The organism is Variovorax xiamenensis, from assembly GCF_050916385.1.
GTDB lineage: Bacteria > Pseudomonadota > Gammaproteobacteria > Burkholderiales > Burkholderiaceae_C > Variovorax.
Genome location: NZ_CP139038.1, coordinates 29836 through 46358, shown reverse-complemented (window position 1 = coordinate 46358; position 16523 = coordinate 29836). Strand labels below are relative to the sequence as shown.

Annotated in this window: 4 protein-coding genes (1 of these 4 running past the window's edge); all 4 read right to left on the bottom strand. The window is 71.8% G+C overall.

Going from position 1 to position 16523, the window contains the following annotated elements; translation table 11 throughout:
• Window positions 1-12: 12 nt before the first annotated feature.
• Tightly spaced (each overlapping or abutting the next), the 4 genes in view from SFB74_RS00080 to SFB74_RS00065 form a layout consistent with a single transcriptional unit that may run on beyond the window.
• Entirely contained in the window at window positions 13-993 is a 981-nt protein-coding gene (locus tag SFB74_RS00080; protein WP_432728642.1) for a TauD/TfdA family dioxygenase, read from the bottom strand.
• The gene (locus SFB74_RS00075) at window positions 990-9332 is read right to left on the bottom strand and encodes an amino acid adenylation domain-containing protein (RefSeq protein ID WP_432728641.1); all 8343 of its coding nucleotides are present in this window, start codon (window positions 9330-9332) and stop codon (window positions 990-992) included. The genes SFB74_RS00080 and SFB74_RS00075 overlap by 4 nt, the downstream gene beginning before the upstream one ends.
• Window positions 9329-12874, bottom strand: coding sequence for an amino acid adenylation domain-containing protein (locus SFB74_RS00070; protein ID WP_432728640.1), 3546 nt, complete (start codon window positions 12872-12874; stop codon window positions 9329-9331). The genes SFB74_RS00075 and SFB74_RS00070 overlap by 4 nt, the downstream gene beginning before the upstream one ends.
• Window positions 12871-16523, bottom strand: the final stretch of a protein-coding gene (locus SFB74_RS00065; protein WP_432728639.1) for an amino acid adenylation domain-containing protein. It continues 12484 nt past the right edge of the window; only the last 3653 of its 16137 coding nucleotides appear in the window; its start codon lies off the right edge, out of view; it ends in the stop codon at window positions 12871-12873. Before SFB74_RS00065 ends, SFB74_RS00070 begins: the two co-directional genes overlap by 4 nt.

Sequence of the window (16523 nt, the reverse complement as noted above, 5' to 3'; positions counted from 1 at the left end):
TCGTCGATTTCTTCAGGACATGGCCACCAGGATGCGGCGCGGCCCGTCGAAGGGCAGCCGTCCGTGCGCCGCGAGGAGGTTGTCCACCACCAGCAGGTCGCCCTGGCGCCACGCGAAAGTGCGCCGCTGCGCGCGCAGCACCTCGCGCACGCTCGCCAGCGTCGTGCCGTCGATGCGCCCGCCGTCGCCGTAGTACGCCGCCATCGGCAGCCCGGCCTCGATGCGCGCATCGACCTTGCCGCCCATCGGCGTGTTGGAGGCATGGAACAGGTGCACCTGGTTGAACCAGACGCGCTCGCCGCTCAGCGGATGCACGCGCGTGGCCGGCCGCCGCTCGCGGATGCGCAGACCGCCGCCGGGCTGCCATTCGCAGCCGATGTCCATCTCGCGGCAATGCGCCTCGACCTGTTCGCGGTCGGTGGTCTCGAAGGCCTTGCTCCAGGCGTTGTAGGGCGCGTGCGCCGGCGCTAGGTTGCGCACGTACATCAGCTCGCGGCGCTCGAACTCCTCCACGATGGCCGCCGGCATCGCCTGCAGCACGCGCCGCGAGTCGGCCAGCGGCGTCTCGCCGCCCGTCTGCGGCGCGGTCGCGCAGAAGAAGTAGAGGCGTTGCGGCCAGCGCAGGCTGTACGACATCTCGTTGTGCAGCGGGATCTCCAGTTGCTTCGGGTACTCGGTCGAGGTGTAGACGCCCTCGGCCACCTTGCTGCGCGGCGAGGTGCCGCCCGCGTAGTCGCGCAGTTGCCGTGGCGCCATCGCCGCGACCGCGCGCCGGAAGTCCTCGGCCTCGCGCAGCGGAAAGCCGCGAAACAGCAGCGCACCGGCGCGCAGCAGCATGGGCTCCAGACGCGGCATCGCCTCGCCGAACCAGCCTTCGGCGTCGGCCGCGCTGCCGCCGGCCAGCTCCTCATCGGCGTGGATGGGATGCGGAAAACCGTCCTCGAAGTCCTCGACCTCGCCCGGGTCCGCCGTGGTCGCCGTCAACGCGCTCATGGCCGCTGCCCCAGGTACCAGTGGCGCCCGACGATCTCGATCACGCGATCGACGTGCGGCGGCCTGAGGATCGACAGGTGGTCGCTGCCGGGCAGGTCGAAACTGCGCAATCGGGGCTCGTGCATGCGCCAGGCGTCGAGGTTCACGGCGTCGTCCGCGTCACCGGAGACCGCGCGCAGCAGCAACGCGAGGCCGGCGAACTCGCCCTCGGGGCGATAGCCGATCGCGCACTGGCGGCAGAACATCTCCAGCACCGGCGCGAAGTCCGCGCGCCGCGCGCTGGGCGGCAGGAGGCGGGCGCGCCGCATGGCCTCGAAGACCGATGCCGTCTGCTCGCCGGCAGGCAGCGCGGCCAGCGTGCTGGCGTCGAGCCCGTGCTCCTTTCCGCCCTGCAGCCGGATCAGCGCCAGGTACTCGCGCAGCGCATGGGCGCGGTCGCCGAAGCCTTCGGCGCGCGGCGCATCGGTGTCGACCAGCACCACCGGCGCGACCATCGCACCGGCTTCGGCCAGTTGCCGGGCGGTTTCCAGCGCGACCCAGCCGCCGAAGGAATGGCCGATCAGGTGATAGGGCCCCCGCGGCTGCAGCGCGCGTATCGCATCCGCATGCCGCCGCGCCGCCTCCTGCAGCGTCGGCGGCTCGCCATCGCGGCCCAGCAGCGCGGGTGCCTCCAGGCCGATGAAGCTGGCATCACCGGGGCTGCGCGACGCGAAGTCGAGAAACGACGTCGCGTTGGCGCCCGCACCCGGCAGGCAGAACACCTTGCGTGCCTGTGAGCTGCTGTTGCTGCTTCTGATGGTCACCACGGCACCTGGCGCAAGCGGGCGATTGGCCATGGCCGGTTGCGCTTGCGTGCCATCGAGCCGCTCGAGGATCGAGTCGATCGCGCCACCGACACGCGCTGCGTGCCGGCCGTCCATCATGATGCTCCAGTGGTCGCCGCCCACCGGATGCACGTGCAGCCGGTTGCCGAGCACCGCGCTCCAGCCGTTGGCCGGGTCGCCCCCATCGCCTGCCGGCAGCGCCGAGAACAGATGCGCATCGGTCTCCAGCGGCCGCGCGTGATAGCGATGCGCCGCCGCGCGCAGCTCGAACCAGAGCCCCGCGCGCGCGTCGAACTCCGCCGGGCTCATGTCCTTCTTCAGCCACCCCTCGGCGCGAGCCAGCGCGATCGCGGCGGGCAGCCCGTCGGCGGCAAGAAGCCGCTCGATCTCGCCCGCCTCCAGCTTGCGCCCGTAGTACTCGGCGAAGGCCACCAGCAGCAGCTTGCGGTCCTGCTCGCCCAGCTCGGACACGCCGCGCTCGCCCTCGCCGCGGTGCCAGCTGTCGATCAACCCGAGGAACTCGACCTGCTCGCCCGCCGAGAGCAACTGCCGCGCGACCTCGAAGGCCAGCACGCCGCCCGCCGACCAGCCCGCGAGCCGGTACGGCCCCTGCGGCAGCGCGTCGCGGATCAGGCGCACATACCCGGCGGCCAGGTCTTCGTATCGGCTTCCGGCCTGCACCGCGTCGTGGTCCGCGCGGATGCCGTAGAGGCCGACTTCCGGATCGACGTGCCGCGCCAGCCGCTCGTACGACAGCACCTCGCCGCTGGGTTCATGGATGAACACCAGCGCGCGCCGAGTGGCGCCGCCCTTGCGGATGGTCACCCACTGCGCGTTGACGTCGGCATCGGCCATGCCTTCGCGCGGCTTGCCGATCAGCTCGGCCAGCGCGCTGAGCTGCTGCGCCAGCAGCACGTCCTGCAGCGCGACCTCGTAGCCCTTCTGCTTCAGCCCCTCGATGACCTGGAACACCATCAGCGAGTAGCCGCCCAGGTCGAAGAAGTTGTCGTGCCGGCCGATGCGCTCGACGCCCAGCAGCTGCGACCACAGCGCGGCGATGGTGCATTCCGCCTCGCCCCGCGGCGGCTCGTAGCGGCCCAGCGCCAGGCCCTGAGCGTCGGGCGCCGGCAGCGCCTTGCGGTCGAGCTTGCCGTTGGGCGTGAGCGGCAACGCATCGAGCGTCACGAAGGCCGAGGGCAGCATGTACTCGGGCAGGTGCGCGGCCAGGCCGGCGCGAAGTTGCGCCGGATCGGGTGCCTCCGTGCCGGCCACCAGGTACGCGACCAGGCGCCTGTCGCCGGGGCTGTCCTCGCGCGCGACCACAGCCGCCTCGCGCACACCCGGCAGCCGCGCGAGCCGCGCCTCGATCTCGCCGGGCTCGATGCGAAAGCCGCGCAGCTTGATCTGCTGGTCGTTGCGGCCGAGGTATTCGAGCGTGCCGTCCTCGCGCCAGCGGCCGAGGTCGCCGGTGCGGTACATGCGCGCCTGTGCGTCGTCGGTAACGAACGGATCGCGCGGGAAGCGTTCGGCGGTCAGCTCCGGCCGGCCGAGATAGCCGCGCGCGACGCCGGCGCCGCCAATGTGGATCTCGCCCGCCACGCCGACCGGCACCGGCTGCCCCGCCGCGTCGAGCAGGTAGATCCGCGCGCCCGGCATCACCTGCCCGATGTGCGGACGGCGCCCGTCGATGACACCGCAGCTCGCATCCACGGTGCATTCGGTCGGCCCGTACATGTTGAAGAAGAGCCGCCCTTCGACGGCCGCCAGCGTGCCCCAGGTGGCCGCGTCGATCGGTTCGCCGCCGAGCAGCAGCTTGCGCAACTCCGGCGCTCGCCCTTGCAGGAGGCCCGCGCCCTGCATCAGCCGCAGGTGCGACGGCGTGCACTCCATCGCCTCGATGCGATGGGTTTCCAGAAAGCCGAGCAGCTCCTGCGCGCCGAGTCGATCCGCGTCGGGCAGCAGGAACACGCTGCGACCGAAGGCGAGTTGGCCCCAGGCCTTCACGGCCATGTCGAAACCGAACGACGAGTTCCACGCCACGCGCCGGCAATCGGGCGCCGTGCCGTGCACGCAGGCTTCCATCGCGCGCAGGAAGAAGGTCACGTTGCGGTGCTCGACCATCACGCCCTTGGGCTCGCCGGTCGATCCGGAGGTGTAGATCACGTAGGCCAGGTGCGAAGGCGTGAGGCCGACGGCGGCCGGGTCGGGGTTGGTGGACGGCGCCGTGGCCCAGTCCGACTTCTCTGCATCGAGCAGCACGCGAGCGCACCGTGGCGGCGCCTGCAGCCGTGCGTCGAGGCGCCGCTGGGTCAGCAGCACGACAGCGCCGCTGTCTTCCAGCATCTGCGCCAGGCGCTCGTCCGGATGGACCGGATCGAGCGGCACGTACGCACCGCCGGCCTTGAGCGTGGCCAGCATCGCCACGACCATCTCGAGGCTGCGTTCCGCGCAGATCGCCACGCGGTCGTCGGGCTTCACGCCGAGCGCGCGCAGGTGATGGGCGAGCCGGTTGGAGCGCGCATTGAGCTCGCCGTAGCCCAGGCTCCGGCCCGCGTACTCGATCGCCTGTGCATCGGGCTGGCGCGCCGCCTGTTCCTCGATGAGCGCATGCACCAGCACCGGCTCGGCGGTGACGGCATGGCTTTCGTTGAAGCCTTCCACGATCGCCGCGCGCTCGTCGGCGTCGAGCAGGTCGATGCGGTCCACCGGCTGGCTGTCGTCGGCGACCATGGCGCGAAGCACCGCTTCCAGGCAACGCCATTGGCGGCGCACCGTGGCCTCGTCGAACAGGGCGCTGGCGTAGTTGAGCTGGCCGGCGATGCCCTCGCCGTTTTCGCGCAGCTCCAGCGAGAGCTCGAACTGCGCGCTGTCCGCGCCGCCGCCCAGGCTCTGCGCCTGCAGGCCGGGCAGGTCGAGCCCGGCTTCGGGCGTGTTGTGCCACGACAGCATCACCTGGAACACCGGATGGTGGGCCAGCGAGCGCGGCGGGTTGAGCGCCTCCACCAGCCGCTCGAATGGCACGTCCTGCAGGCTCTGCGCTTGCACCGCCGTCTGCCGCGCCTGCGCCAGCAACGCGCCCACGCCCGGGCTGTCCGAGAGATCGATCTTCAGGGCCTGCGTGTTGACGAAGAAGCCGATCAACGGCTCCACCTCCACGCGGTTGCGGCCGGCATGCGAGCTGCCGATCACCACCTGCTCCTGCCCGCTCAGGCGGCCCAGCACCACCGCCCATGCCGCGAGCAGCGTCATGTAGAGCGTGGTGCCGTGGCGCTGGCCCAGCGTGCGCAGCCCCTGGCCCAACCCGACGTCGAGTTCGACCTCGATGTTGGCGCCACGGTAGTCCTGCACCGGCGGACGCGGCCGGTCGGTCGGCAGGTCGAGCAATGCCGGCGCCCCGCGCAGCTGCCGCACCCATTGCTCCAGCTGCTGCTGCAGCAGCGGCCCCTGCAGCCACTGGCGCTGCCACATGCCGAAGTCGGCGTACTGGATGGCCAGCGGCGGCAGCGGATCGGGGCGGCCCTCGCGGAAAGCGCCGTACAGCGCCGAGAACTCCTTTGCCAGCACCCCGCCCGACCAGCCGTCGGACACGATGTGGTGCATGGTCACCAGCAGCACGTGGTCGTCGGGTCCGAGCGCGAGCAGGCGGCCCCGGATCAGCGGGCCCAGCGCAAGGTCGAAGGGCCGCAGCGCCTCCTCGCGCACGATGCGCTCCAGCTCCTCGTCGTCGATGCCGCGCCGGTCTTCATGCAGCAGCGCGAAGCCGCGCGGCGCGTCGATGACCTGCCGCGCCTCGCCCCCGATGCCGACGAAGCGGGTGCGCAGCACCTCGTGGCGTTCGACGATGCGGTCGAAGGCGGCCTGCAGCGCCGCGGTGTCCAGCGGGCCGCGCAGCCGCACCGCGTCGGGCACGTGATAGGCCTTGCTCGCCTCGGGATCGACCCGCGCGATGAACCACAGCCGCTGCTGCGCGAAGGACATCGGCAGCGGTGCCGAGCGGTCGGCGCGCGCGATCGCACCCAGGGTGTTCTGGCTTGCCTCGGCCACGTCGCGCGCCAGGTCGGCGAGCCGTGGATGCGTGAACAGCACCGGCAGCGGCAGTTCCACGCCCAGCCGCTCGCGCAGCTGCGAGACCAGCCGCACCGCCAGCAGCGAGTGCCCGCCGAGCTCGAAGAAGTCGTCGTTGCGCCCGACGCGCTCCATGCCGAGCAGCTCGCACCAGATCTGCGCGAGCGTGTCCTCGATCTCGCCGATCGTCGCCTCGTAGCTGCGGTGGGCGAAGGCAAGCCCCTCGGGCGCTGGCAGCGCCTTGCGGTCGAGCTTGCCGTTCGGCGTCAGCGGCAGGGCCGCGAGCGGCACGAAGGCGCCCGGCAGCATGTGCTCGGGCAGGCGCGCGGCCAGTTGCTGGCGCAGACCGGCCGGGTCGATGGCGTCCTGCGCGCCGTCCGCGACGACGTAGGCGACAAGGCGCTTCTCTCCGGGCATGTCTTCGCGCGCGATCACCGCCGCTTCGCGCACGCCGGGCAGCTCGTTGAGGCGCGCCTCGATCTCGCCGGGCTCGACACGGTGGCCGCGGATCTTGAGCTGGAAGTCGTTGCGCCCGAGGTATTCGATCGTGCCGTCCTCGCGCCAGCGGCCGAGGTCGCCGCTGCGGTACATGCGCGCACGCTCGTCGTCCACGAACGGATCGCGCAGGAAGCGCTCGGCACTCAGCGCGGTCTGGTTCAGGTAGCCGCGCGCCACCTGCGTGCCGGCGATGTGGATCTCTCCCGCCACGCCGTGCGGCACGGGCCGGCCTTGCGCGTCGAGCAGGTACAGCCGGCAGTTGTCGACCGGCGCGCCGATGGGCGGCAGGTCGTCCCATTCGTCCGGGGGGCCCGCGAGCGTGTGCGTCGTGACCACGTGGCTCTCGGTCGGACCGTAGTGGTTGTGCAGGCGCGCCTTGCCGTCGCCATCGAACAGCCGCCGAATCGCCGGCGTGATGCGCAACTGCTCGCCCGCGACGATCAGGTCGCGCAGCGTCGGCGGCAGTGCCGCCCCGTGCTGCGACCACAGTTCGCTCAGGGCATTGAGCGCAATGAAGGGCAGGAAGAGCCGCTCTATCCCCTGCCCGCCGAGCCAGCCGGCCAGTGCGGGCAGGTCGCGTCGCAGTTCTTCGGGCACCGGCACCAGCGTGCCGCCCGTGGCCAGCGTGGAGAAGATCTCCTGGAACGCGACGTCGAAGCCCGGCGCAGCGAATTGCAGGGTGCGCGCAGCGTCGGGCAGTTGCTCGCGCTGCCAGGCCAGCAGGTTGACCAGCGCTCGGTGCGGCATCGCCACGCCCTTGGGCGCGCCGGTGGAGCCGGAGGTGTAGATCACGTAGGCCAGGTGCTCGCCGCGCAGGCCCAGCGCGTGCGGGTCGGGCCGCGGCGCGGTGGCCTGCGCCCATGGCGCTGTGGCGATGTCGTCGAGCAGCACGCGCTCGCAGGTCGGCGGCACGGCGAGGCGGCCTGCCAACCGCTCCTGGGTCAGCAGCACGCGCGGCGCGCTGTCGGCGAGCATGTGCATCAGGCGTTCGTCGGGCAGCGCCGGGTCCAGCGGCACATAGGCACCGCCGGCCTTGAGCGTGGCAACGATCGCGATCACCGCCGCGGCCCCTCCCTCCAGGCAGATCGCCACGCGCTGATCGGGCACCACGCCCAGCGCGCGCAGATGCCGGGCGAGCTGGTTCGACCGGGTCTCCAGCTCGCCGTAACTCAGCCGCTCGCTGGCGGATTCCAGCGCGACCGCGTGCGGGTCGCTGTCGGCCTGGCGCTCGAACAGTGCATGCACCAGTTCGCCGATGTTTCCATCGCCACTGCGGGTGGCATTGAAGCCGTGCAGCACCTGCTCGCGCTCGGCCGCCGGCAGTGTCTCGATGTCGCGCATCGGCGTGTCGGGCGCCCGGTCGAGCGCGCGCACGAGGTGTTCGAGGGTTTCGCGCACCCAGCCGGCGATGCGCGCGGCGTCCACCTGCTTCACGATCTCGGCGGTGATGGAGAAGCCCTCGCCGTGGTCGTCCACGTGCAGCACGAAGGGATAGTTGGTGCGGTCGCGGCTCTCCAGATGGTGAATGCCGGCGATGCCTTCTTCGTCCTGCGCCGCCTGCTCGCGGCTGTGGCGGTAGTTCAGCAGCGCCGAGAACAGCGGCGTGTTCGCGGGCAGGCCGCTGCAGCGCTGCGCCAGCGTCAGCGATGCGTGCTCGTGGCGCAGCAGCTCGGCGAGCGCGGCGGCCGTCCCGTCGAGCGCCTCGCCCGCGCTGCGTCCGTCCAGCCGCACCCGCAGCGGCAGGGTGTTGATGAACATGCCCATGGCGCGGTCGGCACCCGCGCCGCCCTGCAGGCGGCCAAGCAGCACGGTGCCGAACACCACGTCGCCGCTGCCATTGCCGCTGCAGCGCGCCAGCACCTGCGCCCAGGCCAGGTGGAACATGCTGGCGGCGCTGGTGCCGCGCTCGCGCGCCACGCGCCGCAGGTCCGCGCACAGTGCCGGCGCCAGTCGCAGCTTCGCCTGCACCGCGCCGCTGCCATTGCCCTGCACGTCGAGCAGGTCGAAGGGCGCGGTCGGCTGCCCGACGTCACCCAGCATCGCCCGGAAGAACCGCTCATGCTCGGCTTCTCGCGCGCCCAGCCGAGCCTGAGCGACGAAGTTGCGGAACGGCACGGGCTGCGGCAGCTCGGCATGTTGACCTTGCATCACCAGGCCGACTTCGTGCGCGAGCAGCTCCAGCGTGACGTGGTCCATCGCAAGGTGGTGATAGAGCATCTGCAGCAGCCAGCGGCCGCCTTCCGCTTCGTCGAAGGCCGCGAAGCCGCGCATCATCGGCGCGCGGCGAACGTCGAGGCGGTAGCGGGCCGGGTCGGCGTGGGCCTGCAGCCGCGCCTGCACGTCGCCGCCGTCGAACTCCAGCGTTTCGACTTCCAGCCGCGCCTGCCGCCACACCACCTGAACCGGCTCCGGCAGGCCGTCCCACTGCACGGCGGTGCGCAGCACGTCGTGGCGCGCGATGGCTTCATTCATCGCGGCGACGAAGCGGTCCAGCAGCTCGCGGCTGCCGAAGGCCATGAGCAGCCGCGTCAGGTAGGCGTCGCCCTGCTGCTGCAGCAGGTGATGGAACAGGATGCCTTCCTGCAGCGGCGCGAGCGGATAGATGTCCTGCACGTTGCCCGCGCCGCCGGGCGTGGCGGCGACGATGCGGTCGATCTGCGCCTGTTCCAGTCGCACCAACGGCAGCATTCGCGGCGTGATGCGCGGTTGCTCCTGCTGCTGGTGCGTTGCCGCGGCGGCGGTGCGATCGTCGTTGGCGGCGACCCAGTTCATCAGCGCCTGCTTGTGCAGCTTCAGCGATGCCATCACGCCGGGCGTCAGCACGCCGCGCGGCGCCTTCAGCACCAGCTCGCCCTGTTCGATTCGCGCCAGGACCCGGCGCTCTTCGAGCAGGCCGATCAGGGCCGGCGCGTCCATGGATTGCGTTTGCGTGCTCGCGACTTCCAGATTCACAGCCTGAACTCCTCGGTTTCCGATTCGGTGTCCCATCCGGCTTCCGCTTCCTGCGCCCCGTGGGCGAAGCGGGCCGGAATGGCGTTGTGCGGGACTTGCACTTCATGCGCGCCCGGCGCGGTGCGCACGGCAGCAGCCATCGCGGCCAGCCCCGGCCGGTCGAAGACCGCGCGCACGTCGATGCCCCAGCCGCGCCGGCGCAGCTGCTCCAGCATCTGCACCGCCAGCAGCGATTGCCCGCCGAGCGCGAAGAAGCTGTCGTGGCGGCCGATGCGTTCCACGCCGAGCAGCCGCGACCAGATCTGCGCCAACGCTTCCTCGACCTCGCCCTGCGGCGGTACGAAGGCACTGCGCTCGAAGGCTTCGTCTCCGGGCGCCGGCAGCGCCGTGCGGTTTAGCTTGCCGTTGGCACCCAGCGGCAGCGCGGAGAGGCGCACATAGGCGGCGGGCAGCATGTGCTCGGGCAGGTGCTCGCCGAGCCGGTTGCGCAGCCGCGCGGGCTCCAATGTTTCGTCGGGCACGGTCGGCACCACGTACGCGACCAGCGACGGCGTGCCGGACCGGTCCTCGCGCGCCAGCACCACGGCATCGGCGACGCCTTCGATCGCGCGCAGTTGTGCCTCGATCTCGCCTGGCTCGATGCGCTGTCCGCGCAGCTTGATCTGGAAGTCGCAGCGGCCCAGGTACTCGATGGCGCCATCGCTGCGCCAGCGGCCGAGGTCGCCGGTGCGGTAGAGGCGGCCGCTTTCGCCGAAAGGGTCGGCGATGAAGCGCTGCGCCGTCAGCTCCGGCTGGCCCAGGTAGCCGCGCGCCACCTGCACGCCGCTGATGTAGAGCTCGCCCGCGACGCCGACCGGCACCGGGCGCAGCGCGTCGTCGAGCAGGTACAGGCAGGTGTTGGCGATCGGTTTGCCGATCGGCACCGAATCGCCATCGTCGCTCCCGCAGCTCCACGCGCTCACGTCCACCGCCGCCTCGGTCGGCCCGTACAGGTTGTGAAGGCTCGCATGCGGCAGGCGCTCGCGGCACCGGCGCGCGAGGCTGGCGGAAAGCGCCTCGCCGCTGCAGACCACGCGCCGCAGGCCGGCACAGGCGGCCGTGTCGCCGGTTTCATCGAGCCGGGCAAGAAAGAGCTGCAGCATCGAAGGCACGAAGTGCAGCGTCGTCACGCCTCTCGCGCGGATCAGCTCGCAGAGGTAGGCCGGGTCCTTGTGCCCATCGGGCTTCGCCAGCACCAGCCGCGCGCCGGCCATCAGCGGCCAGAAGAACTCCCACACCGACACGTCGAAGCCCAGCGGCGTCTTCTGCAGCACCACGTCGTCGGGCGTCAGCGCATAGGCCTGCTGCATCCAGTGCAGCCGGTTGACGATGCCCCGGTGCTCGTTCATCACGCCCTTGGGGCGGCCTGTGGAGCCGGAGGTGTAGATCACGTAGGCGAGGTGGCCTTCGTGGGTCTCGATGGCGGGCGCGCCCGGTTCGGGGGACGCATCCACGGCGCCATCGCGATCGGGCACCAGCACGCGGACCGTCGCCGGCAGTTCCGGCGCAAGCCCGGCGTCGGCCAGCACCACCACCGGGTGGGCCTCGTCGATCATCTGCAGCAGCCGCTGCGGCGGATGCGAAGGATCGAGCGGCAGGTATGCGCCGCCGGCCTTGAGCACCGCCAGCAGTGCCACCACCAGCATCTCGCTGCGCTGCATGAAGATGCCCACGCGCGAATCGGGCATCACGCCCAGTGCACGCAGCTGCCGTGCCAGTCGGTCGGCGCGCGCATCGAGCTCGGCGTAGCCGAGGCTGCGGTCTTCGAAGACCACGGCGGTGGCGTCGGGGCTCCGCGCGGCCTGGCGCTCGAACAGCTGGTGCAGCAGCAGGCCGCGCGGGTAGTCGGCGGCGGTGGCGTTGAAGTCGCCCAGCAACTGCCGGCGTTCTTCTTCCGGCAGCACGTCGATGTGCCGCAGCGGCCGCCGGGGCTCCGCCTCCAGCGCGTCGACCAGCGAATGCAGGGCCTGTTCGACGAAGCCGCGGATTCGCCGCGCATCGATGCCGCGGTCGATCTCGGCAGTGATGCCGAAGCCGTCGCCATGGTCGTCCACGTGCAGCACGAAAGGGTAGTTGGTGCGGTCGTGGCCGCCGAGCGACTCGATGCCCGGCACGCCGGTGGCGCCGCTTTCGTCCTGGCGCTGGCTGTAGCGGTAGTTGAGCAGGCTCGTGAAGAGCGGCGCATCGGCCGGCAGCCCGCTGCAGCGCCGCGCGAGGCTCAGCGAGGCGTGCTCATGGCGCAGCAGCTCGGCGAGGTCGGCGTGCACGCGGCGCAGTGCCGCTTCGGCGCAGTCGTCGAGCCGCACGCGCAGCGGCAGCGTGTTGAGGAACATGCCCATCGCGCGCGTCGCCTCGGCGCCGGCCTGCAAGCGGCCGAAAAGCACCGTGCCGAAAACCACGTCGTCGCGGGCGCTGCAGCGTGCGAGCACCAGCGCCCAGGCCAGGTGGAAGATGCTGGCGGCGCCAACGCCGCGCAGCCGCGCCTGCTCGCGAAGGCGCCGCGCGAGCCCGGGCTCCAGTTCGCCGCGCGACTGCAGCACGCCGCTGCCATCTCCGCGCACCTCGTCCAGCCCGAAAGGCGCGGTGGTTGCCTCCACATCGCCCAGCACGCGACGGAAATAGGCTTCGTGCACGGCCTGCGCCCCGCCCTGCCGCGCCTGCGCGACGAAGCGCCTGAACGGCACCGGCGCCGGCAATTCATCGCGACGGCCCCGAAGGATCAGCATGACCTCGCGCACCAGCAGCTGAGAAGCCGTGTGGTCGAGGATCAGGTGGTGGTGCAGCAGCTGCAGCAGCCAGCGCCCGCTGCCTTTCTCCTCGATGGCATGCCCGCGCAGCATCGGCGCGCGGCGCACGTCGAGGCGGCAATGCCGTGGATCCGCCAGCCGTTCTGTTGCCGTCTCGGCAGGCGCTGCGGCCAGCATCGCAATCTCCAGGTCCGCCTCGCGATGCACCACCTGCACAGGCTGCTCCAGATCTTCCCAGTGCACGCTGGTGCGCAGGATGTCGTGGCGCGAAATCACCTCGCGCAGCGCCCGCACGAAGCCCTCCAGCCGCTCGCGGCTGTCGAAGCGAAGCAGGGTCGGCATCACGTAGGCGTCGCCCGCGTCATCGCTTCCGTGATGCAGGCGGTGATGGAACAGGATGCCCTCCTGCAGCGGCGAGAGCGGATAGATGTCCTGCACGTTGCGCACGCCGCCGGGCACCTTCGCCACGAGGCGGTCGATGGCGTCCTGCTCCAGCGCCAGCAGCGGCAGCATCCGCGGCGTGATCGCATCGGCCGTCTCGTCGATGCGGTAGTCGAGCGGGTCGGCGCCGTGGCCCTCGCGCAGCAGCGCGATCAGCTCGGCCTTGCGCTCGCGCAGCGCCTGCACCAGCGCCGGGTCGGCGAGCAGGCGCGCGTCGCCCTGCAGCGCCAGCCGTTCGCCGTCCAGGCGCAGCACGAGGCCGCGCGAGGCCAGCGCGGCCAGCAGTTCCGATGGCGTCGCCGTCTGGTGGCTCACAGGACGATCTCCTCGATCTGCACGGTGGCCGCGGCAAGCTCGGCCAGCGTCGCCGCGTTGAACACCATCTGTACGTCGACCTGAAGCTGCTGCTCGCCCATGGCGTGGATCAGCTGTATCGCGAGTGCCGAATGCCCGCCGAGCTCGAAGAAGTTGTCGTCGCGGCCGACCTGCGTCACCCCCAGCAGCTCGCCCCACAGCGCCGCCAGCCGGGTCTCGATGTCGGTCTGCGGCGCGGCGTAGCTCCGGTGCGCCATGCCGCTGTCGTCGGGCAGCGGCAGCGCCCTGCGGTCGAGCTTGCCGTTGGCGTTGAGCGGCCATGCTGGAAGCACGATGTAGGCGGCGGGCAGCATGTAGTCCGGCAGCTGCGTGCCGAGTTGCGCGCGCAGCGCCGAAGGCTCCGGTGCCCTGCCCTTCCCTGCCAGCAGATAGGCGATCAGACGGGGCTCGCCGGGCTGGCTCGCATCGGCCACCACCACGGCCTCGCGCACGCTGTCCAGCCGCGCGAGCCTTGCCTCGATCTCGCCGGGCTCGATGCGGTAGCCGCGGATCTTCACCTGGTGGTCGTTGCGGCCCAGGTACTCGATGCTGCCGTCGGCGCGCCAGCGGCCCAGGTCGCCCGTCCTGTACATGCGCGCTCCGCCGCCTGTATCGAAGGGATCGGGCAGGAAGCGCTGCGCCGTGAGCTCGGGTCGTCCGAGGTAGCCCCGCGCGACCCCGGCGCCGCCGATGTGGATCTCGCCCGCGACGCCGACGGGCACCGGCTCGCCGTGCGCATCGAGCAGATAGACGCGCGCCCCCGGCATCGGCCGGCCGATGTGTGGCGCCGCGCCCGCGACCGGGCCGCAGGTGGCGTCCACGCTGCATTCGGTGGGGCCGTACATGTTGTGGAACTGCACCGTGCCGGCTTCGGCAAGGGCTTGCCAGGTCTCGGCGTCGAGCGCCTCGCCGCCCAGCAGGAGCTTGCGCAGCGAGGCGGCGCGCCGCTGCGGAAAGCCGGCCGATCGCAGCATGCGCAGGTGCGAGGGCGTGCACTCCATCGCCTCGATGGCGTGGCGCTCCAGGAAATCGAGCAGCGCCTGCGCATCGAGGCGGGTGCGCTCGGGCAGCAGGAACACGCTGCGACCGAAGGCCAGCTGGCCCCAGGCCTTCACGGCCATGTCGAAGCCGAAGGATGAGTTCCACGCCACGCGCCTGCAGTCCGGCGCGGAGCCGTGAATGCGTTGCTCCATCCCGCGCAGGAAGTTCAGCACGTTGCGGTGCTCGACCATCACGCCCTTGGGCTCGCCGGTCGAGCCGGAGGTGTAGATCACGTAGCCCAGGTGCGCCGGGGTCAGCCCCACCGCTTCCGGCCCGGGGTTGTGCACGGGCTCGTTCGCCCATGGAGATGCGGCGCCATCCAGCACCAGCACGGCGCATCCTTCGGGCACCGCCAGGCGCTCCAGCAGATGGGACCGGGTCAGCACCGCCACCGGCGCGCTGTCGCGCAGCATGTGGGCGAGGCGCTCGTCGGGATGCACCGGGTCCAGCGGCACGCAGGCGCCGCCGGCCTTGAGCGTGGCCATCAGCGCCACGCCAAGGTCCACGCTGCGTTCCAGGCATAGTGCGACGCGGTCGTCCGGGCGCAGGCCCAGGCCGCGCAGGTGGTGGGCGATGCGGTTGGCGCGGGCGTTGAGCGTGGCGTAGTCCAGCGCTTCGTCTTCGCAGGCCAGTGCCAGCGTCTCCGGTTGGCTTGCGGCCTGCGCCTCGAACAGGCGGTGCAGCAGTTCGCCTTGGCCGCCTTCGCTGCCTTCCCCGGCTGCGGCATTGAAGCCGTGCAGCACCTGTTCGCGCTCGCGTGGCGCCATCAGGCCGATGCGGTCCACCGGCATGGCGGCATCGGCCACCATGCCGCGCAGCATCGCGACCAGCGCATGCCAGTGGCGCCGCACCGTGGCCTCGTCGTAGAGGGCGGTGGCGTAGTTGAACTGGCCGGCGATGCGTTCGCCGGCCGGCTCCAGGTCGAGCGAAAGATCGAACTGCGCGCTGCCCGCGTGGCTCGCGAGGTTGTCGAATGCCAGCCCTTCCAGCGCGAGCCGCGCCGGCGGCGTGTTCTGCCACGCCAGCCGCACCTGGTAGACCGGATTGAAGGCGCTGGAGCGCGGCGGGTTCAGCGCCTCCACCACCTGCTCGAAAGGCACGTCGCGGTGCTGCTGCGCCTCCAGCGCCACCTGCCGCGCCTGCAGCAGCAGGCCGGCGACATCGAGGCCTTCTTCGATGTCGAAGCGCAGGGCCTGGGCGTTGACGAAGAAGCCGATCAGCGGTTCGAGCTCCGCCCGGTCGCGCCCGGCGACCGCGCTGCCGAGCACCACGCGCGGCTGGCCGCTCAGGCGCGAGAGCACCGTTGCCCATGCCGCGAGCACCGCCATGTAGACGGTGACGCCGTGGCGCCGTGCCAAGGCACCGAGCTCGCGTGTCAGTGCCTCGTCGATGCCGACCTCGATGCTGGCGCCGCGATAGTCCTGCTGCGGCGGCCGTGGCCTGTCGGTGGCCAGGCCGATCAGCGGCGGCGCATCGCGCAGGCGATCCACCCAATAGCGCAGCCGTGACTGAGCGGCCTCGCCCTGCAGGCGCCGACGCTGCCAAGCGACGTAGTCGCCGTACCGCACCGGCAGCGCCGGCAGCGGATCGGGTTCGCCGCGGCGGTACGCGCCATACAGCGCCGAGAACTCGTGCGCCAGCACCGCCAGCGACCAGCCGTCGCAGACGATGTGATGCATCGTGAGCAGCAGCACATGCTCGTCGGCGGCCAGTCGCAGCAGGCGCACGCGCAGCGGCGGCTCGCGCTCCAGGTCGAAGGGCGCGGCGGCCTCGGCCTGGCACAGCGCGCGCAGGGTGTCGTTGCCGAGATCGTCGAGCCCGCCCGGAGCGCCGTCGATCTCCTGCAGGCCCAGCGCCACGCCTTGCGCCGCTTCGATGCGCTGGCGCGGCTGTCCGTCGACCATCACGAAGCGCGCGCGCAGCGACTCGTGCCGCGCGACGATCCGGTCCAGCGCGCGCTGCAGCGCGACGCGGTCCAGCGTGCCGCGCAGGCGCAGTGCGGCGGGCAGGTGATAGGCCGCGCCGGCCTGCGCGTCGATGCGTGTCACGTACCAAAGGCGCTGCTGCGAGTGCGAGAGCGGCAGCAGCGTGCCGCGATCCGCCGCGACGATCGGGTCGGCCGCATCGGGCGTCGAGCGCGCCACTTCGGCGGCAAGCTCCGCGAGCCGTGGCCGCGCGAAAACCGTCGTCAGCGCCAGCTCGATGCCGAAGCGCTGGCGCAGCTGCGAGACCATGCGCACCGCCAGCAGCGAATGGCCGCCCAGTTCGAAGAAGCCGTCGTCGCGGCCGACGCGTGCCACGCCGAGCAGCGACTCCCATATCCGGGCCAGCGCTTCTTCATGCTCGCCCTCGGGTGCGCGGTAGCCATGCCGGGCGTGGGCTTCGTCGTCCGGCGCGGGCAGCGCGGCACGGTCGAGCTTGCCGTTGGCGTTCAGCGGCAGCGCATCGAGCGGCACGAAGGCGGCGGGCAGCATGTAGTCGGGCAGGCGCTCGGCCAGGCGTGCGCGCAGATGCGCCGGGTCGGGCGGCGGGCCGGCGGGGTCGGCAACCACGTAGGCCAGCAGGCGCC